The 21,834-nt window shown below is 47.3% G+C and carries 15 protein-coding genes; 5 read left to right on the top strand and 10 right to left on the bottom strand.

The annotated features are described in order from the left end of the window. Window positions 1-438 precede the first annotated feature (438 nt). Both glgP and HMPREF9441_RS11995 read right to left on the bottom strand, forming a co-directional pair. Window positions 439-3,003 (bottom strand): alpha-glucan family phosphorylase, encoded by a 2,565-nt coding sequence (gene glgP, locus HMPREF9441_RS11990; RefSeq protein ID WP_008621525.1) that lies wholly within the window; start codon window positions 3,001-3,003, stop codon window positions 439-441. Between the two features lie 45 nt (window positions 3,004-3,048). Further along, window positions 3,049-4,713 (bottom strand): glycogen/starch synthase, encoded by a 1,665-nt coding sequence (locus HMPREF9441_RS11995; protein WP_008621526.1) that lies wholly within the window; start codon window positions 4,711-4,713, stop codon window positions 3,049-3,051. Window positions 4,714-4,926: 213 nt separating this feature from the next. On the opposite strand from HMPREF9441_RS11995, the gene HMPREF9441_RS12000 reads away from it, so the two are divergent. Next, a complete protein-coding gene (locus HMPREF9441_RS12000; protein WP_008621527.1) occupies window positions 4,927-5,343 on the top strand; it encodes a hypothetical protein in 417 nt (138 codons plus the stop codon). A 65-nt stretch (window positions 5,344-5,408) separates the two neighbouring features. Here the strand turns inward: HMPREF9441_RS12000 and HMPREF9441_RS12005 are convergent, their stop codons facing one another. From HMPREF9441_RS12005 to HMPREF9441_RS12025, 5 genes are all read right to left on the bottom strand, one after another. After that, a complete protein-coding gene (locus tag HMPREF9441_RS12005; protein ID WP_008621529.1) occupies window positions 5,409-6,071 on the bottom strand; it encodes a DUF4923 family protein in 663 nt (220 codons plus the stop codon). A gap of 21 nt (window positions 6,072-6,092) precedes the next feature. Further along, window positions 6,093-8,048 carry a M6 family metalloprotease domain-containing protein gene (locus HMPREF9441_RS12010; protein WP_008621530.1) on the bottom strand — a complete coding sequence of 652 codons (1,956 nt, stop codon included), beginning with the start codon at window positions 8,046-8,048 and terminating at the stop codon, window positions 6,093-6,095. A gap of 101 nt (window positions 8,049-8,149) precedes the next feature. Beyond that, complete coding sequence (locus tag HMPREF9441_RS12015) at window positions 8,150-9,145, bottom strand: Ppx/GppA phosphatase family protein (RefSeq protein WP_008621531.1); 996 nt, start codon at window positions 9,143-9,145, stop codon at window positions 8,150-8,152. Further along, window positions 9,142-11,235 (bottom strand): RNA degradosome polyphosphate kinase, encoded by a 2,094-nt coding sequence (locus tag HMPREF9441_RS12020; RefSeq protein ID WP_008621532.1) that lies wholly within the window; start codon window positions 11,233-11,235, stop codon window positions 9,142-9,144. Before HMPREF9441_RS12020 ends, HMPREF9441_RS12015 begins: the two co-directional genes overlap by 4 nt. Window positions 11,236-11,349: 114 nt before the next feature. Further along, complete coding sequence (locus HMPREF9441_RS12025) at window positions 11,350-13,593, bottom strand: inorganic phosphate transporter (protein WP_008621533.1); 2,244 nt, start codon at window positions 13,591-13,593, stop codon at window positions 11,350-11,352. Window positions 13,594-13,677: 84 nt separating this feature from the next. Here HMPREF9441_RS12025 and HMPREF9441_RS12030 point away from each other — a divergent pair, with 84 nt between their 5' ends. From HMPREF9441_RS12030 to HMPREF9441_RS12045, 4 genes are all read left to right on the top strand, one after another. Further along, window positions 13,678-13,896: a hypothetical protein gene (locus HMPREF9441_RS12030; RefSeq protein WP_008621534.1), complete on the top strand. Its 219-nt coding sequence runs from the start codon at window positions 13,678-13,680 to the stop codon at window positions 13,894-13,896. A 32-nt stretch (window positions 13,897-13,928) separates the two neighbouring features. Beyond that, window positions 13,929-15,032: a porin gene (locus HMPREF9441_RS12035; RefSeq protein WP_008621535.1), complete on the top strand. Its 1,104-nt coding sequence runs from the start codon at window positions 13,929-13,931 to the stop codon at window positions 15,030-15,032. A gap of 94 nt (window positions 15,033-15,126) precedes the next feature. Beyond that, the gene (locus HMPREF9441_RS12040) at window positions 15,127-16,548 is read left to right on the top strand and encodes a S41 family peptidase (RefSeq protein WP_008621542.1); all 1,422 of its coding nucleotides are present in this window, start codon (window positions 15,127-15,129) and stop codon (window positions 16,546-16,548) included. 27 nt (window positions 16,549-16,575) lie between these two features. Continuing rightward, window positions 16,576-17,241, top strand: coding sequence for a B3/B4 domain-containing protein (locus HMPREF9441_RS12045; protein WP_008621549.1), 666 nt, complete (start codon window positions 16,576-16,578; stop codon window positions 17,239-17,241). 33 nt (window positions 17,242-17,274) lie between these two features. On the opposite strand, the gene HMPREF9441_RS12050 is transcribed toward HMPREF9441_RS12045, so the two are convergent. The 3 genes from HMPREF9441_RS12050 to HMPREF9441_RS12060 all read right to left on the bottom strand — a co-directional run bounded on the left by HMPREF9441_RS12050 (window position 17,275) and on the right by HMPREF9441_RS12060 (window position 21,656). After that, the gene (locus HMPREF9441_RS12050) at window positions 17,275-18,555 is read right to left on the bottom strand and encodes a hypothetical protein (RefSeq protein ID WP_008621550.1); all 1,281 of its coding nucleotides are present in this window, start codon (window positions 18,553-18,555) and stop codon (window positions 17,275-17,277) included. A gap of 264 nt (window positions 18,556-18,819) precedes the next feature. Further along, a complete protein-coding gene (locus tag HMPREF9441_RS12055; RefSeq protein ID WP_244949756.1) occupies window positions 18,820-20,058 on the bottom strand; it encodes an energy transducer TonB in 1,239 nt (412 codons plus the stop codon). 2 nt (window positions 20,059-20,060) lie between these two features. Continuing rightward, complete coding sequence (locus HMPREF9441_RS12060; RefSeq protein ID WP_008621554.1) at window positions 20,061-21,656, bottom strand: WG repeat-containing protein; 1,596 nt, start codon at window positions 21,654-21,656, stop codon at window positions 20,061-20,063. Window positions 21,657-21,834: the final 178 nt, after the last annotated feature.

Below are 21,834 nucleotides of genomic sequence, written 5' to 3' on the forward strand. Positions count from 1 at the left end.
CGGAACACGTTCTTTTCGGGGGTAACAGGATGTATTCCCCAAAGGGTTTACAAAAAACTCTTTCATCTTTCATATTATCGGATAACGCACTATCATACAATATATTACAAGATGAAAGATAGAAAGAGTATCTTTCAGGCTTCTTTCATTGCAGAGAGCGATAAAAAGTTCTCAGCCAAATGATTTTTCAATCTCAAGCGAACGATTTTTCATTCTGCGCCAAACGAAATGAAACGTAGCTGAAGGGTTCCTGAAACATCCTTCAGCCTGTAATACCAATATTATGAAAGGCTTACAGTATAACCTGAAAGATGAAGGATATTTTTGCAAAAATCCTGGGTAGGAAGATTTTAAAGAAAAATCCCGGATGCACGACGTGTTCGTATGACGTAGACATCCGGGATTCGTTTATTGGGACAAGTCCTTTTTCAGAACCTATCAATTAAACCATTTCACATAGCAGAAGTCCTGACGGTGAGGCAGGTCCTTATTTTTCGGGAACATACGGTATGCCACCTTGAAACTTCCGGCATTATTGATGGAATGAACCACCTCGAAAGTAAACAGGTCACCCTCTCTCTTCACTACCTCCAACGGTTCTACCGAATAAATATGATCTTTACCATCTGCATCTGTGTGCAAAGTAACCAGTTCTACTCCAATAGCATCATCCAACCCTTTTTCGTCTATCACGATACGAATCGTATAATCCTTCCCGCTTTCAATCGTTCCGTTTATTAATTCGTCACACTTGTCAGCCGATACGACTTCTATCTGATCCCACTTAGAGGCTACGGTTTCTTTCCATGCCGCAATTTCCTTTGCCTTGGCATAGTTGTCGGCAGCCAAAACCTTAAAGCGGGCAGCTTCTTTATTGTAGAACTTCGAATAATAGTCGTCCAACTGCCGCTTCATCGTATAATGGGGAGCAATGTGGGCTATTGAGTTCTTGATGGTCTTAACCCATCCGGCAGAATATCCCTTGCTGTTGCGCGCATAGTACAATGGCAGAATCTCGTTTTCCAACAAGCTATAGATAGTTGCCGCATCCAACTGATCCTGATAGGCTTGATTGTCATACGTACGTTTCTCTGTCAAAGCCCATCCGGCACCCTCACGATAGCCTTCGAGCCACCATCCGTCGAGCACAGACAAGTTCAGCACACCGTTCATCAAAGCTTTTTCACCCGATGTTCCACTGGCCTCCAACGGACGCGTCGGGGTGTTCATCCAGATATCGACACCACTTACTAAACGACGCGCCAACTGCATGTCATAGTTCTCCAGGAATATGATTTTACCCAAGAATTCAGGCCGCTGCGAGATTTCATAAATCTTTTTAATCAATCCCTGTCCCGCTCCATCGGCAGGATGAGCCTTACCGGTATAGAGGAACTGAACAGGATAGTGCGGATTATTCACAATCTTGGCCAGGCGGTCGAGGTCGGTGAAAAGCAAATGCGCTCTCTTGTATGTGGCAAAACGACGTCCGAAACCTATCAGCAAGGCATTGGGATTGATTTTGTCCATCAAAGAAATCACACGTGAGGGATCTCCCTGATTCTTCAACCAGCTATCACGGAACTTTTCACGGATATAGTGGATCAGTTTCGTCTTCAACTCCATACGGGTTTTCCAAATCTCCTCATCCGAGACGTCAAAAATAGCTTCCCAAATGCTTTCGTTACTTTGGTCCTTCATGAAGTCTTTGTCGAAATGCTTCCGGTAAAGTCTTTGCCATGATGTCGAAGCCCACGTGGGGAAGTGCACACCGTTAGTTACGTAACCTACATGGCTTTCTTCCGGGAAATAGCCTTTCCATATATTAGCAAACATCTGTTGAGACACTTTTCCATGAAGCCAACTTACGCCGTTCACTTCTTGGCATGTGTTACATGCAAAAGTCGACATACAAAAACGTTCCGAATGGTCATCAGGATTCTGACGTCCCATACCAATCAACTCATCCCACGAAATGCCCAAAACCGACGCATAACCGCTCATATACTTGCTGAACAATCCCTCGTCGAAATAGTCGTGACCGGCTGGAACCGGAGTATGCACCGTATAAAGAGAAGAGGCACGAACCAATTCCAATGCCTGATTGAAAGAAAGTCCTTCCTGTACATAATCCAATAAGCGTTGGATGTTACACAAAGCGGCATGGCCTTCATTACAGTGGTATATATCCTTATGAATACCCAGTTTCTTCAACGTAAGTACGCCACCGATACCCAATAGTATCTCCTGTTTCAGACGGTTCTCCCAATCGCCGCCGTAGAGGGCATGGGTTATAGGCCGGTCGAATTCAGAATTCATATTGTTATCGGTATCCAAAAGATACAATTTAATACGTCCTACATTCACTCTCCATACGGAAGCGTATACCTTATAATTCAAATAAGGTACTTCTACAATCATCGGGTTGCCATCGGCATCCAGTTGACGTTCAATCGGCAGGCTACCGAAATTCTGTGCTTCGTAATTTGCAATCTGCTGTCCATCCATGGACAAAGTCTGCGTAAAATAACCATAACGATAAAGGAAACCGACTGCACACATATCTACGTTGCTATCGGAAGCCTCTTTCAGATAATCGCCGGCCAATACTCCCAAACCACCGGAATATATCTTCAACACGTGATTCAGACCGTACTCCATACAGAAATAAGCTACAGACGGACGTGTCTTGTCCGGCTCTACGTCCATGTATTCACGGAATGCGGCATATACGTCGTTCATTTTACGTACGACCGAACTGTCTTTCGACAATTCCTCCATCTTCTCATAGCTGAGACGTTCCAGCAGCAACACCGGATTTTGTCCCACTTCGTCAAACAAGTCTTCATCCAAACTGCGGAACAGCACGCGAGCATCATGGTTCCACGCCCACCACATATTACGAGCTAACTCTTCGAGTTTATCCAGCTCTTTGGGAATCCTTGACTTTACATCCACTTGTTTCCAATTTGCTCCATTAGAACAACTTGCTTTAATTTTCATAGACTCTCAAATTAAATTTATAAAATATATTTGCAATATTCATGTTTATTTTCCCCTACGTTGCTTCGCTTTATGCAAAGCGATATCGTAAGCTTGATAATAGTATCGGATAAAATGCTTCCACAAAGCATGTTCCGATATGTCGGCAGCTTTATGGCGTATCTTTTCCGCTTCTTGCGGTGTGAAAGCAGCATAAGCTGTCACGGCATCTTTAATAGCGTCTGCCACTTCGGAAGAATTATAATCCGTCCGCCGTACGACTTGTACGCCATCGGTCAGTTCTCCATCTTTTCCCAACAACTGATTTACCCATAATCCGAAACCGGACAGATTGGTTGTAATGCACGGTACGTGGAAAGCCACACTTTCCAATGGCGTGTACCCCCACGGCTCATAATAAGAAGCATAGACGGTGAGATCCATTCCAATCAACAAATCATAGTAATGCATATTAAAAATACCGTCTGCTCCATCTAAGTAACAAGGAACGAATATCACCTTTACCTTATCGTCCGGCAGATTCCACATGTTGTATCGTTTCATGTAATCAATGACCTGGTCATGGGACATCTCATGTAGCCAATGGGTCAATAAGGGCCATTCCAACGGCGTGTCACAGGTCTTTCCTGAAGCAAGCCTTTCCTTTAAATCCTCACGGGGACAACAAACCCATCCGGGAACCTGTACAAAAGCCAGCACTTTACGCGTTAAATCCTTATTCCTCAAAGAACGGTTCATGGCTTCCATATACAAGTCAATACCCTTATTGCGAAACTCATACCGCCCGCTGGTCGAAATAATCATCACATCGTCATCGAATTCCGTACCCAACAATGCACCTGCCACTTCACGCAACTTACGACGAGCCTCTCGGCGCTTACGGGCAAACTGAGCTTTCGACGGAACGAAATCCTTTTCAAAACCATTCATCAGGACCACATCGGCCGGTTTGTCCAATAATTCCGCACACTCCCGGTTCGTCACCTCGCTCACAGTGGTAAAACAGTCCACATGATGAGCTGTTTCGCGCTCAATGGAATGCTTGGACTGTACATTCAGCTCCTGTGCCATCTGATTCCCATTGTATGCGAACAAATATTCATAAAGCGGTTTATGGTTCCCGGCAATGGAACGTCCGATGGTCGTAGCATGTGTCGTAAATATAGTGGCAACCTCCGGAACATGCTTCTGAATATACAAAGCCCCCAAGCCTGTCATCCACTCGTGAGCCTGATAAACGACATGTTCACATTGCCCCTTTAAAACATGATTATAATAGCTTTCGACGACCAGTCCGGCTGCATAAGAAAACATAGACGCTTCATCGTAGTCGCCATAAGCGTGAAGCGAATCTACTCCGTAGTCTTCCCATAAGCGGGTATATATATCGTTTTTTATAGCAAAGTAAGGTTGGAAATCCACCAAAACCGCAATGGGGTGCCCCGGAACATTCCACCGGCCTATTCGTACGTGCAAATTTTCATTTTCAGCCGTATCTCTCCAAGATTTCAACAAGCTTGCATCTTCTTCGAAAAGCGGGTTCTCTTTCTCTTTCCACACATCCGGACCGATAAACATGATGTGATCTTTCAATTTATCTTGTAATGTCTTTGCCCGAGTGGATAATACCGTATAAATACCGCCTACCTTATTACAAACCTCCCAACTCGACTCAAAAATAAAATTAGGAACATACACTTCTCTACTCATTTCTAACCTTTTATAAAACAAAGGCAAAGGTACGAAATTTACAGTAATCCCGAAAGGAAATGGCCTGTTATTAAACACATTTCATTAAAAATATTTTATAATCATAGAGAGTTGTTTGCAAACACAAGGGATAGAAAGAGTATATTCAAAAAAAACATTAAACCGTTTGGCATACTGACGAACATGATTTACCTTTAAATAAAAGTTACACGTATGATGAAAAAATATATCGTTACTTGTCTCATTGGTTTATGTACGGGTCTCACTACAGCCCGTTCTCCATTTAAATGCACGCTTTACGACCGTGAAAACAAAATTTATCTTCATTTGGACTTGTATGAAGAAAGCATCAATGTACCGGGAATGGAAATGTTCGGTCCCATGAACGGATATATGAACGGAAACGTGTACGGTATATGGATGATTACTTCTTCCAAGATTGAAAATGAGAAAACCGCCACATTCAGGCTGTCCAATGATTTGGGTTCGGAAACACAAGAAGTCAAACTGACGGTAGAAAACGATTCCACATACTTGTTGGAACAGCAAGGGGGGACGGTTATCAAAAAGGTCGTAAACAAGAAACTGGTCAAAATACCACGCAACTTGACATTCAACCTCCAACGATAGAATCTACAAAAAAACAGGAAAAGCCTTATTTAAAGTCTCTTCCTGTTTTTCTGTAACAAACCGGATTACTTCTTCTTGAATTGGAATCCTAATTGCATGCCATCGTATCCGCTGGCAATATTACCGATCATGTTCAGTGTACTATTACCGGTCATTGTCGTTATATTCGTCAAGAAGTCGAGCAATTTATCCGCCTTGAAAGTGATTTGCATCTCGTTGCCCTTCAACGCAAGGTTTGCTGTGACCGGACGGCTCAACAATCCTTTGCGCTTCAAGGTTATTTCATTGTCTTGGACAGTATAAGTTCCCGTTGAATTCCGTGACCCGATGGTCATGGTATATGTACTATCTCCGTCGAACGAAATATCAACTTTGCCTTCCTCGAAACCGATTTTAGCGAGATACTTCTGCAACGTTTTCTCCGCAGTATTCGTCATCAGGCTTCCCCCGGCTTTCTTCAAGAGGTTAGAGGATTCGAACACCACAGCCGGGCTTTCATACGTCCAGTCTCCTTTCAAACTCGAATTTTCCACTTTGGCTGTCCCAATCAGATTCTGGAATATAGATCCCAAGACATTACCCTTCTCTTCTGTTTCGGTTTGTTGGGTTTCCGTCCCCTTATTACCCCCCAACACATTCTTCAACAAGTTACCCAACTGCGCAGATGCAGTCGTGGTAAACAACAGACCGCAACAAACTACAATCCATTTCAAACTCAATTTTTTCATTTTGCTTTATTTTATCGGTTTTCATTTAACAACTATCTTGACGGCCTTACCCTCCGTACGCAGGATGTATATGCCCGGATTAAGGTTAAGCATTTCTTCCCGTGAACGGGCAAGCAACACGCCGTGCAGAGAATAGACCTCTACACTGGCTCCACCTTCCGCACTCACTTGCCGTACGGCATCCGCAGGTAATTGGACATAGCCGTAACCGGAAAACTCCGAATCTTCGTATTCATCGTCCAATGCCGAAACGCCATAGGCATACGACTGATATCCGGTATCGTCCAACCGGACTGTGCAACAGGTTTCACTAAGAGAGTCGGCAACGAATACCGGATGCTCGGTCCACTGCCCATCACCGGAAATTCCGTACACTTTCACAGTATAAAACGTAGCGTTCTCCGAAGGACTCCAACTGAATTTAAAGCTATTTGAAGCCACCTCCACAGCCGTTTCCACTACCGGAGCCTTCAACCGGCCCTTAGGCATATACTTCAATACGATGTCCCCGTTCTCCAACTCCCGGATTTGGGTAATAGGTTTGTTCATCCACGTTCCTGTGAAAACAAGTGATGCCGGTGTAGTCTCATTTGTCAGGGCTGTATTTCCCTCCGTTCCGGGATAAGGTTGTCCTCCCAATGCGTTCAGCAAATCAGCCGAACTTTCTGCATTGTACGGACCTACATAGCGGTTATTGGCCGGAATGAAACTCATACGTTGATGTGTGGCATTCGTATTCAGCATATTGTTCTTCCATGCCGTCTCATCATAGTCGACATGCACCACCAACATTCCATGTCCCAACTTCATCAATCCATTGTCCCAACCCACGTGCTGACGGTTCTCCAATACGTAATACTCATCCGGATTTGCCTCATTGACGACTTTATAGCCTACCCCACCCGCTTCCAACGGACGTAATCTGACCGTAGTACTATGTTCCAACACCGTCAGCGGACGCCAACCCAACAAGTCGCGTTCGTATGCAGTCAAACCACAAGGTGTCTTTCCATTGTCGCAATAATTACCGGAATCCATCAACGACCAATATGACATGCCCAATGCGGTATAGTTCGTATCATATTCGTCCGGCAAGCCTAAAGCATGAGACACTTCATGGCACATTGTACCGATACCCGAAGGCTGATTGCCCGAACTGCCTTTTGAAAGTTCACTGCAACACGCTGTCACGGACACCGTAACCCCATTAATCGTCATCGGGCGGATCATCTCTTTCGGCCAAATGGCATCTTCCGTCACTCCGGGATCCGATTCCGGTAAACCGGCATATATGAAAAAGGCCAAATCCACAGTGCCGTTTCCATCATTATCGAACCGCGTTTTAAAATCAGAAACCAAAGTCGTGGCCTGTTCCAAAGCCTCGCTGCAAAATTCTGAAAAACGAATATCTTTGGCACCCGATGGCGAATTTTCTCCATAATAAGCCATCGGCTTGTCCAATGTCACCGGGCCGATCACTTCAAACTCCGGAAGAAACAGACTGTCGCTTTGTTGGGCAAAGTAATCGCGTACAGCCCCTCTGCTGCCAGCCCCCGTGTACAAGATGCCGTCTCTCGTCCCGTTGCAATACTTATCATAATAATCGGCTATTCCCTTTGCCGTTTCCGCTACCGTGAGCTTTTCATCGCTGAAGTTTACCAGTATGACCGGTATCCGAGGACTTCCCAATGGCTTTATCGCCACCCTATCCTGGGAGCTTGCCCTCATAGCACGTACGGTCGCTGTTTTCTCTTTATCCCGTAGCCGCAATGAAGTTACACGAAAACGCCCGGTTTCCTCCTTTTCTACCAAAAAGCCCTCCTCATTCACATAATAACTTCGATATTCGTCACCGCAAAAACGGATATTCTGAAACGTACCGTCACTCATTTGAGCACGGAATACATGAAAACGGGCGGGGACAGCATAAATTTGTGCAGACAGCGTCAAAAGCCCCAAAATATGCAGTAATCTCATAAAATCTTCATTTGTAGGGCAAAAGTACAAAACTTTTTTATGATTCTTTCATCATAGACTTTTTTTCTTTCACAGAAATTCACAAGCCCCACAAGAATACTTCATTCATCGGACTCCACTGTTTCTGCATTGAGGAGTCCCTGTGCCTCGGCATTCAGATAAAAACGGCTCCGACTCAAACGCTCTTTCTCATCTTGCATAGCCTTAGCATAAAGTTCTCCGATGATGCCGTCCGCCAAACCTATGGTAGGTACATACACGTAGTCCGAATGAATGCAGTCGGCAATAATCAGGAATATTTCTGCCGCCGGAACGATCACATCAGCCCGGTCCGGTTTCAGCCCGAAACGATCCATACGCTCTTCTACCGACAGCGGTTGCAGGTCGTTATGCAAACTACGTAAGGACGTAATCGGCAATTTAAGTTCTTTCTTACTTTTTTCTTCCGCCAAACGGAACAATTTATTGATGTTGCCCCCGCTACCTATAATATTAATAGGTCCGTAATTGGCATACATACCTGCCATATCCGCTTTAAGCCCGTCTACAATCCCATCTTTTACCGCACGGTTCAACAACCGGATCGTACCGATGTTATAGCTCATGGAACCCACCAACCGGCCTTGGTGTATCAAAGTGATTTCCGTACTTCCTCCCCCCACATCTACATACATAAAGGTTCCTTCCTTATTGGGAAGTTTCTCTATATGGTTTCCATACAGGATACCGGCTTCTTCTTTCCCTTCGATTAAATCAATGCGTATCCCCGTCTTCTTTTCTATCTTCTTGATCAAGGCCTTGCCGTTCTTAGCGTCGCGCATGGCGCTCGTAGCGCACGCCCGATAATCCACCACATCGTACATACGCATCATCTGCTTGAACCCCTTGATCATGCGCATCATCATTTCGGCACGCTCTTTCCCGATCTTACCCTTCGAGAACACATCCATTCCCAGACGCAAAGGATAACGGATGAACAACACTTTCCTGAACTTTGTTTCTCCCAAAGGATTATGATCGATGTTCTTAATCAATAACCGGGCGGCATTCGTACCGATGTCGATAGCCGCAAAATTCATTCCTTCCATCATAGTCATTCGTTACTTTTATCGTTTTGCTTTTCCGCCACTTGCTTGGCGTAATAATCATATAACCGTTCCTGTGAGCGGAATGCTTCCGCACCCTCTGTTCCCTCGTAAAACATATTATGCCCCGTCCCGTCTACGATACGCCCTTTCCGGTTGTCCATCATGCCCCATTCCACAATCCGCTTCAATTCGGCACGAACGGCCGGATTGTAAACCGGAGCCATCACTTCTATCCGATGGTCCAGATTACGGGGCATCCAGTCGGCACTCCCTATAAAATACCGTTCGTCCCCTCCGTTGCAGAAAATGAGAATCCGGCTATGTTCCAGATAACGGTCTATGATTCCGTGAATACGGATATGGTCGCTTTTCCCTTGTATTCCTGTCACTAACGCACAATTCCCTCTCACGAGCAAATCGACCTCCACTCCGGCTGCAGACGCATCATACAGTTTCCTCACGACATCTTCATCCGTGATATGGTTGATTTTAACCTTTATATAAGCTTCCTTTCCTTGCTTTTTATTTTTGATTTCCGTCTGTATCATAGCCAGAATATTCTTTTTCATGATATTCGGCGAAACCAGCAATTCTTTGAACTTCACAGGAAGAAAAGGTTTTTCTATGAAACGGAACACATTCGCCACATCCTTTACAATAGCAGGGGCGGCCGTCATCAACATGCAGTCCGTATAGATTCGGGCGTTTCCTTCGTGAAAGTTCCCGGTTCCGATGCAGGCAATGTCGCGTCCGCCACTCATCTCCACCCATAACAGTTTGGAATGTACCTTCAGCCCCTCCACACCGAAAATGACGTTGATGCCCGCATCTTTCATACGCTTGCTCCATTTTATATTGCTGGATTCGTCGAAACGCGCCAACAGCTCGATTACCACCGTCACTTTCTTCCCGTTTTTAGCCGCAGCAATCAGAGCTTCCACGACCTTACTGTCTTTAGCCAAACGGTAAAGAGTAGTCTTGATAGATTTGACACGTGGGGAAATTGCGGCCTCGCACAGCAACTGGATATAATGGTCGAAAGAATGATAAGGCACATGCAGGAAACGGTCTTCTTCACGAATCAGGTCCAACATGCTTCGTGCACCGGCAAACTCCGGTAAAAGCAACGGTTTCCATGCCGGATATTTCAAATCGCCACGGCCGCAATCCGGAAACTTCATCAGGTCTTTATGGTTCTGGTAACGTCCGCCGGACAAGGTCGTATCGAATTTGTCGAGCGACAGGTTCAGCATAATCTTGCGGTATAAATCCTTCGGCATGGAAGCATCGAAAACAATCCTCAGGGGCTGACCGTTCTTACGGCTTTTCACCGCACGCTGCACCCGCTGCAATGTCCCGGCATCCGACTCATTATCCAATTCCATCTCCGCATCCTTCGTGAACTTGAAAGAATAAGCTTCGAAATGATCATAGTCCACGCTGACAAATATCATAGGCAGGCAATACCTTATCACATCATCAATATACATGATATAATGCGTATCGTCTTCCACCGGAAGTTCGAGAAAACGACCGAACTTCTCCACCGGAACCCTGATAAGCGCATATTCTTTCTTAGGCTTTTTAGCTTCGTCATACCAACGGGTCAGTTTCACGGCCAAATAAATCGTATCGTCGGATTCATTAGCCAACCGCTCTGCCTGCGACAGCCATATCGGATTGGTAAATCCGGCCAGACTGTTCCGGAAATACTGGCGGATAAAAGACTGCTGCGCCTCGTTCAACTGTTTTTCATTGACAAGACGAATTTTCTCTTTTTCCAACTCTTTTGTCAACTGCCCGACAACATGTCCAAACTCTTTATTATACCGGTTATTCAACTTGTTGATGACCTTGATGGTATGACGGGCTTCTTCTATCTGGGACTTCATTTGCTTCACGTCGCTCTCGGCAATACGCGTCAGCGTAGCCATCCGGACACGGAAAAACTCATCCAGATTATTGCTATATATCCCCATAAAACCCAAGCGTTCCAATAAGGGAACCGATGTGTTCTGGGCTTCTTGAAGGATTCTGTAGTTAAAATACATCCAACTTACGTCACGCGGAATGACGTCTATCGACTTTTTGGGTTCCATACGCGATTCATTAAAATGCGATACGACAAATATAGAATAAATATGATAAATAATAAAAGCTTCTAACCGGAATTTTATAAATAAAAATCCGGTTAGAAAACTTTTCAAGGCAGGTTATTGCTGGAAACGCTTGAATGCACGCAAATAATGCCTCAAGTCACTGAGCAACTCTTGCGTCTCCTGCAACAGGTTCAGATAAACCAAAGAAACTTTCAAGCCTTGCGACAAATCCATCTGTATGCGGTCTTCCTGCGCCCGGCGCATCTCGGAAAGCTGCTGCTTGTAAGCCTCTTCTTCGACCAGCAACGCGTCGATATGCTCATAGTCCCGGTCTTCCACGATACGTTCGCTCCGCATCAGGTAATCCACTATCTTTTTCTTGACCGGCAGAATCTCCTCTATGCACTCTCTCGAAAGCGGATTGAAATTATTGTCCACATGCTCCTTGCAAGGCTCGGACATACGTTTCAGGCAATAAAGCATTTGCTCTCCGCTGTTGGAAGCCAAATGGAACCATGTGTTCTTTTCCAAAGAAATCCGCTTGTCGATGCGGCGCATGCCCACCAATTCCCTTTGGCGCAGTTTTTTACGGCGCGATTTCTCAGCGTCTATACGTTTCACCGCACGGCGCAACGTCTTCAAGTCTTCGTCTACGAATCCGTTGACCACATCTTCATACGTCTTCCAAACGAAATCCAGCATCTCCTGCTGGGTGGCGCAAACATGCTTCTTCAGCAAGTCCCAGCATTCCGCCTTGTCTTTCGCATTCATAATACCCTTAAAGAGTTGTTCCTCGTAATCGGTCTCGTCCTTCCGTTTTGTTGAGAAGTTACTTTTAATCAGGATGAACACGGCCACAAAGACAAACAAGGCCATCACCACCGCACCACCGTAATACATAGCAATCGTGACCAACGCACAGGCTGAGAAAGCAATACCGGCCGTAAGGAACCATCCGCCGATGACGTTCAGCACGCCCGTGATGCGGAACACCGCGCTTTCGCGCGACCATGCACGGTCGGCCAAAGAAGACCCCATGGCCACGATGAAAGTCACGTAGGTGGTAGAAAGAGGTAATTTCAACGATGTCCCCAATGCTATCAGCAGACCGGAAAGCACGAGGTTGATAGAAGCACGCACCAAGTCGAATGCCGCTCCCTGAGCCAAAATAGCCTCATCTTTGTTAAAACGGGCGTCAATCCATCGCACCAAAGGTTTTGGGGTATATTTGGAAAAGAACTCGTTCACATTGTTCGCCCCTCTCACGATGCTGCGCGCCACGCGTGAAGAACCGAACATCTCTTCGCCTTCGTCTTGACGCGACAAATCCACGGAAGTCTTCACCACATTCTGCGCCTTTTTCGACGTAGCCAAGGCATAGACCATCACCACACCGGAAAGAAACAGGAAAATAAACGGTGTTTTGGCACTTTCATTCAGCGAACTCATCATAAAAGTATCGGCCTGCCCGGCACCGTTTGCGGCAAAATCCTGATAAGCCGAATAAGCAGCCAACGGCACACCGACGAAATTCACCAGGTCGTTTCCGGCAAAAGCCAAAGCCAAGGCAAAAGTACCCATAAAAATTACAATCTTGAATACATTGATTTTGCACCAATGGAACACCTGCATCAAGACGGTGCTTACCACGAAACACCCGCCCACCAGATACATCGTATTTTCTTTTATCCATGCGTTATATTCCGGAGTCATGAACGAACTGTCCTTCAATCCTTTCAGTAAAGCAAAATAAAGGATACACGTGGTGGCAATCCCCCCGAAAAGCCCTATTTTCCATTTCAACTTGGAAGTATAGTTAAACGTAAAAATCAAACGGGACAACCATTGTACCACCGTTCCGAAGATAAAAGCCACTGCCACGGAAAGGAATATACCCAAAATCACAGAAAGGGCCTTGTCCGTATTCAACAGATCGGCAAAGCCCAAAAGCCCGGTCTCGTCCGTGGCTATTTTCAACAACGAAAGGATGAACGTACCGCCCAACAATTCAAAAACCATAGAGACGGTGGTAGACGTAGGCATTCCCAACGTGTTGAAGACATCCAGCAATACCACATCCGTCACCATGACTGCCAGGAAAATACAAAGCAAGTCGTTGAAACTGAACATCTGCGGTTGGAAAATCCCATGCCGCGCAATGTCCATCATACCGTTACTCATCGTAGCTCCCACAAACACCCCGATCGATGCGATAATCAAGATGGTGCGAAAGCGTGCGACCTTCGCTCCGATAGCCGAGTTCAGAAAGTTCACGGCATCATTACTCACACCGACCACCAAGTCGAAAACGGCCAGCATGAACAGGAACACGATAAAACTAAAATAAACAATTTCCATAAAGTTAAAAATATGTGTTGATAATTCTTTGGGTGCAAAATTACAGACGCGAGATGTAAGGTGTGTGTCATTCATGTTAAGATTATGTTACAATCCGACAGAAATCACTTTGCAATTCTTTATAACACTGAAAGAGAGAGACTTGAATCTCTAGAAAAAATCTCCGCACAAACGAAAATCAATCTCAGCCGAATGAAAAATCGTTTGGCTGAGATTGATTTTTCGTTTGGCGCACAAAATCCGGCAGGTTTCAGGAAGGGGGCGAAAAAAGCTGTTGTCCCGGAATATTATAAGTATTTTTGAGTTAACTTTGCAGCCGGAAAATAAAACGTACGATGAAAAAGGTATTTCTTTTTATAGCCGGTGCCTGGATGGCATGGGCAAACCATGCTGAAGGAAATAAAGGCAAATGGTGGCAAGATATCAAGCAAAACACGACATTCGGCGGCTACGTCATCGGTAAGGCTGCATTCAACGACCAGGATTTGGATAATAAAAACGAATCGCATTCCACCTTCGACATCCGCCTCATCCGGGCATACGTCAACGGCAAAGTCTGGGATTTCAAATACGGGCTTCAAATGGAAATGAACGGCGTATCCGGAAGCAGTGCGGAGAAAGGGCCTCGCGTATTGGACGCTTGGGCGGAATGGGAAAAATACTCTTTCGTCAAAGTAAAGTTCGGCCAGTTCAAACGTGGCTTCACCTTCGAGAATCCCATGAATCCTTGGGATATAGGTTTCGGGGCATACTCCCAGGCTACGACGATGCTGGCAGGCATGAACGACCGCGTAGGGGAACATTCCTGCAACGGACGCGACTTGGGACTTCAAGTGCAAGGCGATTTGTTCAAATCTCCCGACGACGGTCACAACTGGCTGCATTACCAATTAGGAGTGTACAATGGTCAAGGGGTGAACCACGCTGACCGTAATGACAACAAAGACCTCATCGGCGGACTTTGGCTCTCGCCCATAAAGGACTTGTGCATCGGTGCTTTCGGATGGGCCGGGGAATACAGCAAGGATGTCAACGGTAGGAAAATCACCGTAGACCGCAACCGTATGGCTTTCGGCGTGAAATACGAATCGCGCTGGACCGTGCGCGGGGAATACGTAACCAGCCAGGGACACAAGATTTCGGACTACCATGTGGCTGACGACGGGACGACGAGCGTCAGCGGAAAGGACAAGGCAGACGGCTGGTATGCCACAGTGGGAGCCCCCGTCACCTCAAGATGCAAAATATACGGCAAATGGGATGTCTATCGCGACCGGAAGGACAATGCAAGCCGGAAAAGCATCTACAACGTGGCCGTAAACTACTATTTCTATAAAAACCTGAAGATACAGGCCCTTTACGGTTTCGTGGAAGACAAAACATACGTCGGAGACCAACATTACAACACCGGAGAAATCCAGTTGTACTGGCGTTTCTGACCACTGCAAACGGAGGCAAAACAGAAATAAAACGGCTTTCCTAATGGTTATATGCCGGGAATCTCCTATTTTTGCAACCAAATCGACCCATAATATGAAAAGAAGTTTTTATTTTATCCCTGTATGGGCTGTCATGGCTTTCGCATTTCTTTCGTGCGGCGAAGACCGTACGTATGAGTTTCTGGCCAAGACGGAAGTGGATAATTGGATTGAAGCGCAAATGCGGGAAATATACCTTTACTACCGGGAAATCCCCCAACTGGAAACGGAAGATTACTTCTCTCCCGCCGAAGAGTTTTTCCCGAAGCTTCTGGCTTCGCAGGACAAATATTCTTATATAGAAGTACCCACGGAGACGGATGCAGCCACGGGTATAAAGCTCCGCAACGCCATTCAAACCGTAACTTACGGTTTCGATTTCGTATTGACCGACGACCCGACGGGAAGTTCCAGACAAGTGGCACGCGTGTTGCAAGTGTTGCCCCAATCTCCGGCTGCCGCAATCGGACTGCAACGGGGCGACTTTATCACAAAAGTCAACGGAAACAATGTCAGCAGTAAAAATACCGGCCTTCTGGAAAACGGGAGTGGAACGGTACTCACGGTTTCCACCCTTTCGGCCGACGAGGAGACCGGTGAATTGGTTTGGGACGATGAAGCGACAGAACTTACACTTCCGGCTGCCGTCCACATGGAAAACAATCCCCTCTTCCTTTACAAGGTCATCGAGCAGGACGGAAGGAAAACCGGTTATCTGGTATATAATGAATTCAAGGCAGGCATAAACGACGGCGACGCATCCTATCTGGAACAAATGCTGCAAATATTCCAATGGTTCAAACAACAAGGAGTGACCGATTTTATCCTGGACCTGCGGTACAACCAAGGCGGACAGGTGACTTGCGCACAGCTTTTGGCCTCTTTGCTGGCTCCTGCCGGCAGTCTGGGACAGGAATTCGCCCGTTTTGAATTCAACGACAAACGGCAAGACTCGAACTACAGCCTGAACTTTCTCACGGAATACGCGAATTATAATCTGAACCTGAACCGGCTTTTCATCATTTCGGGATTGTACACCGCTTCGGCATCGGAAATGATGGTGAACTGCCTGCGCCCTTACATGACAGTCAACCTTTTGGGCACAAAAACCTTGGGTAAAAATGTGGCGATGACACGTATCGACAGTCCATACGGCTTCGTCATGTATCCGGTAACCTCCACCGTGCTCAACAAAGAAGGGCAGTCGGACTACGCCAACGGCTTCACCCCTGAGTATATCATATCCGAACTCAACTATTATCCATGGTATGAACTGGGTGATCCGAACGAACTTCTCCTGAAAAATGCACTGCAATGGATGGCCGGCGGCGTACCGTCGGATGCGGAAAACGTCAGCGAACCCGAAGAACCGGAAACTCCGGAGAGTCCGGCTTCCCTCCGCCTACCCCGCAAACCGGCATTCGGTTATTCTTCCATCCTCGGCAAAAAAGCTCCGGCGGCAATCTTGCCCGAATAAAATCCTGTATATCAAAAAGACAAACAGATGACGAATATTTTAGTTTCGGAAGATATCCGGACGGTATGTCCGGAGTTTGTAGGTGCAGCCTTGGAAGCACATATCACCAATACGCCCTACTCCGCTCCGCTATGGGAGGAAATCAAGGCGTTCCAAACCGATTATTGCAGAAAATACACCACGGAGTCCATTAAGGAAATGCCTCCTATACAAGCCACCCGCTCCGTTTATAAACGCTGTGGAAAAGACCCGAGCCGTTACCGCCCTTCGTCGGAAGCCTTGGTGCGCCGCATGCTGCGGGGATTGGACTTATACCAAATAGACACGGCTGTGGATTTAATCAATCTGGCTTCCATTGCCTACGGTTACTCCATCGGCGGATTCGATGCCGGGAAAATAGTCGGCGACACGCTTGTTTTGGGCATCGGGCGCGAAGGGGAAGCTTACGAAGGCATCGGGAGAGGCCCGTTGAACATCACCGGACTGCCGGTTTACCGCGACAACCAAGGCGGAATCGGCACCCCCACGAGCGACCATGAACGCACGAAACTCACCCTGTCCACCACCCACCTGTTGGCATTGGTCAACGGATACGACGGCAACCGCGAACAAGTGCTGGCCTGCGCAGAGTACATGCAGGAGTTGTTAAAGAAATATGCCGGTTCGGACGGGGGAGACATCACACTTTATTAAGTTTCTGGAAAAAGGAGAAAACGGAACGGATGGTCAGTAATACGTAATGGTTTGCTTTTCTTTGAAAAAGAGCACACCGTTGACAAACACCACGCGTTCCGTCCAGTTGCCGCAACTGTCGGTTTTCACTTCCTTGATTTCCGCGTCCTTGTATTCCCAACTTTTACCACCGTAACCGAACCTGAAACTCATGGCCGAAGGAAGCGATCCGTCTTGCCTGTAACGATAGGTTATGTCATACCTTTCGCCATCCCCGAAATCCACGAAAAGAGGTGCGTTCCGGCTATGGGTAATATTGAAGGGAACGCCGTTCATGTTCAAGGCATAATCACACTCTATAAGGCCGTGTCCGCTTTCTCCGTCCTCATAGCTTCCCCGATAAGTGATGCCGAATTTCCCCTCCTTACGTGTGTAGGCAGCACGGAAAGGCTGTCCATTCCGTTCACCTTCCGCCAAGACATCGCTACCGTCCGAGGCAAATATGTATTTCTCTATGAGTTTCATGTTCCCGTCGTAATTCTCATAAACAGCCAGATTGCCGTCCGGCGAGAAATACAATGACTTGAACATATTGCGCAACGGATGGGAACCATTTGTGTCTTTGTCCATGGTTTTCAGGAAATCCTCCCTATATGCACGCACATATCCCACTTCCTTGACATTCCCCCGGAGTTGGAAAAGATTCCGCTCGGCCACAGGCACATCCTCACGGTGCAGACTTTGCTGCACCTCAAGCAGGCGGTCGTAAGCACGCAGCACGCCTCCTTCGGCCACCACAAACTCGTACGGCTCCCTCAACGGACGGCTTCCTTCCACCTGTAAAGCAAGTGATTCATTGCTGACGTATGGATAAAGGCTGTGCGTGAACGTGATACCATTGTTACGGGGCACGCCGACATACACATAACTCGCCTGACTGCCTTGACCGCCTTGGCTGTCCGGCTCGACAAAATCAGTAAGTTGCAATACCACATATCCCTCCTTTTCGGACAACGTGGCCGTGGAATAAGACACGGGAGCCGGTGCCTTGCCGATATAATCGCCCAACATGGCACGTGAAAATTCCCCATGAGCCGTTTTCCGTAGATACTTTGCAGGCACGCACCCCGAGACAATCGGGGTCTTAAACTCCATCCATCCGTCACCTGTCTCCCATGCCGTGAAACTATTCATAGTACCAACCTTCCCGACCACCTCACCCGCAGCCGGATATTGGTACACATCGATATTCTCTTTCGTAACCACATAATAATCTTGCGCCCGAAGCGGGACGACACCAACAAGAAGCATCCCCAAAAATATTTTCGTCTTCATATCTCACATCAGCTCCACATAAATTTGTTTATCCGAATAAAGGAAACATTGTGGCAAACGTGCCAACCCCATCGCGTCGACAAGGATTCAAACCATCACGGCCACGCTCCCAAAGGTTAAAGTTACAGAGATTTATCATACGGCAGACTGCTTTCCGGGAAAAAAATGCGCTTCCAAGGGAAAATATTCGGTTAGAACCGAAGAAACTAACCGAATATTTTCGCTTGGTTACGCCAACACACATTAAAGTCCCCACTTATAAATCTACCGTACCAATGAATAGCCTTTCATGCTCACCGAATAAGAGGGGAAGAAAGTGATACCGATGTTCACGTTCATGTCCGTGGCAAAACCGCCTTTCGTACCGGGCTTCATGGGCGGCATTCTACGCACAAACGCAAGGGCGGCCTCATCCAGATGTTGGAGGACACGCTTCTTCAAACCTACATTCGTCACCTGTCCCGAAGACGAAATCCTCGCTGTCACGATTATTTCACCATAGCCCGCCGTGGCAATGGCCGGTCGGCGGGGGCGCGGATTCCGTTGAAGATAACGCTTGCCCTCGTCGGTCAACATCGGTGGTTCCACCACATTCGACAACCGCTCCCGCTCGTCATATTCGGCTTTGACCGTGTGATACAAATCTTTGGCAGGCTCGTACCCCTTGACCACAAGGCGATCCAAGATAATGAGGGCATCGGTGATGCTTGCACGTCCGCTTTCCCCATTCTTATAATAATAGGTGTTGTATTTGCTGCTCCTCTGCATCTTCTTCACATCGTCTTCCCCCGTACCCCGCCCGTAATAATACAGTTCGGCAAGCGTCAAAAGTTCGGATTCGGTATACTTGGCCTCATCCTTCGTAAGGTAATCGAAAGCCTTGCCGTAATCCACCGGCACCACTTTACCTTCGGCGTATATCATGCCCAATGTACCTGCCATAGCATCCACACCGTTATTGTAAATCAAGTCCATCCCGTACACCGACATTTCATATTGTCCCGATTTCCAATGATAAACCGTTGTCAGCCATAGAGCATACATGCAATCGGAATCCATTTGGAAGGCTTTCTGGTATTCGGCCATCGCTTCTTCTCCCTTTCCTTCCCTTTGGTACATTTCGCCGCGATAGCAGTGTGCCAACGGACACTTGGCCTGTATGCCCTTGGCGAACATGTTCATGGCTATCCGGCGGTCGGCTTTCACGCCGCGCCCGTGGGCGTACAAGTCGCCAAGCACGGCCATGGCTAAGCCTTCGCCTTGCTTGGCAGCCCGCTGGAGTTTGGGTACAGCGTCCTCATAGTTCTTCAAAAGGCAATCTGCGAGTCCCATATTCAAGTCGAAGTTTTTCGTGTCATATCCTATCAATTCGGAATAAGCTTCCGGATAGACGAACGACATGGGGAGGTTCTCTCCTTCTTCCTGCGCCACGCCCTTTCCCACAAACAGTATGCACATCAAAAACGTCAGGCACAGCCTTGTCCTTATTCTCAAAGTTTTCATGGTCATTTCCTGATTATAATGTGAATACCTTCATTGTCCGAACTCAATTCATAGGTGCAGCCATCCCGGGTTACCTTGTTTTTCCCTTCCGTACCGAAAGCTTTTTTGACGGCCTCGAACAGCAAGGGCTGCTTGTTTTTCTTCCCATAGTCGCTGATGGCTACCGTACACACAAAGCTCGTGGGACGGCGTTTCTTGTCTATCACCTTCACATATCCCCACCATCCGTCAGAGACGGAATCGAAGAAATCGCCCTTCATCTCCAGTCGTAAACTTGCCGTAGTAAGCCACGAAGGATCATAAAACAGCCGAGTCGTGCCGGATTCGCTACGGCTGACCCTATCTTCGTCCAACCCGGCCTTCGTCATAATGTCGCCCACCGTCATGCCAAGCGTGTAACCGTTCATGCCGCCGTCCTTCACCGCATCTTTGAGTTTGCCCGCGATGTAGGACGCGTCGAAGAAATCGCTCTCCACATGGTCTACCCCCGGAATGCCGTAATAAACCTCTATCACGGAAGGGTCTACTCCGTCGAATTGCGGGTTCGCCTTGTACTTGCCGTCCGTGTCTATAAACCCGAATTTGTCGCCCACCCGCACAATGGCTATCCCACCGGCAAAGGGACTGGCATAGTCGAACTGCGGATTGATGACAAAGTGCCCGATCCTGTCCACGTAACCGACTTTCTTTCCGTCCAATGATGCCGGAGCCAAATTCCCGTCAAAGAAAAGGGTGAGGTTTTTAAACTGGGGATTCACTATGATTTTACCATCCTGATTGCAACGCCCGTAGAGTTCCGTCCCGGAAAAGCTACACGTCAGTTCATCCCCGTCCTGCATCAGACTGCCGAATTGCGGTGTGATGAGATAATGTCCGTCCCGGTCTATCACTCCGTCCACCCATCCGTTGTCCCCGTTGATGGAGACCACGGCCTTGCCATTCTTCTCGAAGTGCCTTGCGTATGCAAACTGGTAAGGAATCACCAACGCACCGCTTTTGTCGATGTATCCGTGTTCCATCCTATTTTTCTCTTCGTTCGTCCGCGCCACGGCCGCCCTGCCCTCCGAGAACGCGCCCACACTCTCAAACTGCGGCTTTATGGCCCATTTTCCTTTGCCGTCGAGATAACCGTAAAGCGTGCGCCCCGTCTTCTCGTCTTTCACCGAAGCCATGGCCAAACCTTCCGTATAGGAATACACGCGCACCGCTTCTCTTGCTTCGGAAAGCTTGTTTCCTTTCGTGTCTATCAATATAGGAGCCGTGTTCTCGGCTACGACCCACGCTTTCCCGCCAGAAAAACGGGTAGCCCCTTTGTACCACGCATCATTCATGATTTTACCGTCAGTATCCGTAAAACCATATTCCCCGTTTTCACGTTGAACGACTGCCCAACCTTCGTGGAACGCATCCGCACTCTCAAACTGCGGGTTGATGAGCCACTTCCCTTCGCTGTCCACGTATCCCCACTTCTCACCCGACTTCACCGGAATGCAGTCCATCGCCTTTTTATCGCCTCCTCCGCACGCCGCACAAAGTAGCACAACCATACAGGCCGTCAAGTACGCCCCAAGCCCAATTCTTTGTCTTTTTGTTTTCATACCACTTAGATTTCCGTTCTCCCCAAACGGATATATTCTTTCTCTTTTAGAAGGTTGAACATGAAAAAGGCGTAGGGAGGTACTTTCGCCTATCCCATGGTCTCAGGCTCTCGCATTGCCCCCATCCCTCAGGATAGGCAACGCAGCCAGCCCACGCCATGACATATCATATAAACCG

Origin of the sequence: Paraprevotella clara YIT 11840 (genome assembly GCF_000233955.1) — a bacterium.
Taxonomy (GTDB): Bacteria; Bacteroidota; Bacteroidia; order Bacteroidales; family Bacteroidaceae; genus Paraprevotella; species Paraprevotella clara.

What these genes read in the sequence shown, in the direction of transcription:
- HMPREF9441_RS12040 (WP_008621542.1), top strand. Translation starts at nt 15,127, where the DNA reads ATGAAAAGAAGTTTTTATTTTATCCCTGTATGGGCTGTCATGGCTTTC.
- HMPREF9441_RS12010 (WP_008621530.1), bottom strand. Translation starts at nt 8,048, where the DNA reads ATGAGATTACTGCATATTTTGGGGCTTTTGACGCTGTCTGCACAAATT.
- HMPREF9441_RS12030 (WP_008621534.1), top strand. Translation starts at nt 13,678, where the DNA reads ATGTTACAATCCGACAGAAATCACTTTGCAATTCTTTATAACACTGAA.
- HMPREF9441_RS12020 (WP_008621532.1), bottom strand. Translation starts at nt 11,235, where the DNA reads ATGGAACCCAAAAAGTCGATAGACGTCATTCCGCGTGACGTAAGTTGG.
- HMPREF9441_RS12045 (WP_008621549.1), top strand. Translation starts at nt 16,576, where the DNA reads ATGACGAATATTTTAGTTTCGGAAGATATCCGGACGGTATGTCCGGAG.
- HMPREF9441_RS12060 (WP_008621554.1), bottom strand. Translation starts at nt 21,656, where the DNA reads ATGAAAACAAAAAGACAAAGAATTGGGCTTGGGGCGTACTTGACGGCC.
- HMPREF9441_RS12000 (WP_008621527.1), top strand. Translation starts at nt 4,927, where the DNA reads ATGATGAAAAAATATATCGTTACTTGTCTCATTGGTTTATGTACGGGT.
- HMPREF9441_RS11995 (WP_008621526.1), bottom strand. Translation starts at nt 4,713, where the DNA reads ATGAGTAGAGAAGTGTATGTTCCTAATTTTATTTTTGAGTCGAGTTGG.
- HMPREF9441_RS12025 (WP_008621533.1), bottom strand. Translation starts at nt 13,593, where the DNA reads ATGGAAATTGTTTATTTTAGTTTTATCGTGTTCCTGTTCATGCTGGCC.
- HMPREF9441_RS12050 (WP_008621550.1), bottom strand. Translation starts at nt 18,555, where the DNA reads ATGAAGACGAAAATATTTTTGGGGATGCTTCTTGTTGGTGTCGTCCCG.
- HMPREF9441_RS12015 (WP_008621531.1), bottom strand. Translation starts at nt 9,145, where the DNA reads ATGACTATGATGGAAGGAATGAATTTTGCGGCTATCGACATCGGTACG.
- HMPREF9441_RS12005 (WP_008621529.1), bottom strand. Translation starts at nt 6,071, where the DNA reads ATGAAAAAATTGAGTTTGAAATGGATTGTAGTTTGTTGCGGTCTGTTG.
- HMPREF9441_RS12055 (WP_244949756.1), bottom strand. Translation starts at nt 20,058, where the DNA reads ATGAAAACTTTGAGAATAAGGACAAGGCTGTGCCTGACGTTTTTGATG.
- HMPREF9441_RS12035 (WP_008621535.1), top strand. Translation starts at nt 13,929, where the DNA reads ATGAAAAAGGTATTTCTTTTTATAGCCGGTGCCTGGATGGCATGGGCA.
- glgP (WP_008621525.1), bottom strand. Translation starts at nt 3,003, where the DNA reads ATGAAAATTAAAGCAAGTTGTTCTAATGGAGCAAATTGGAAACAAGTG.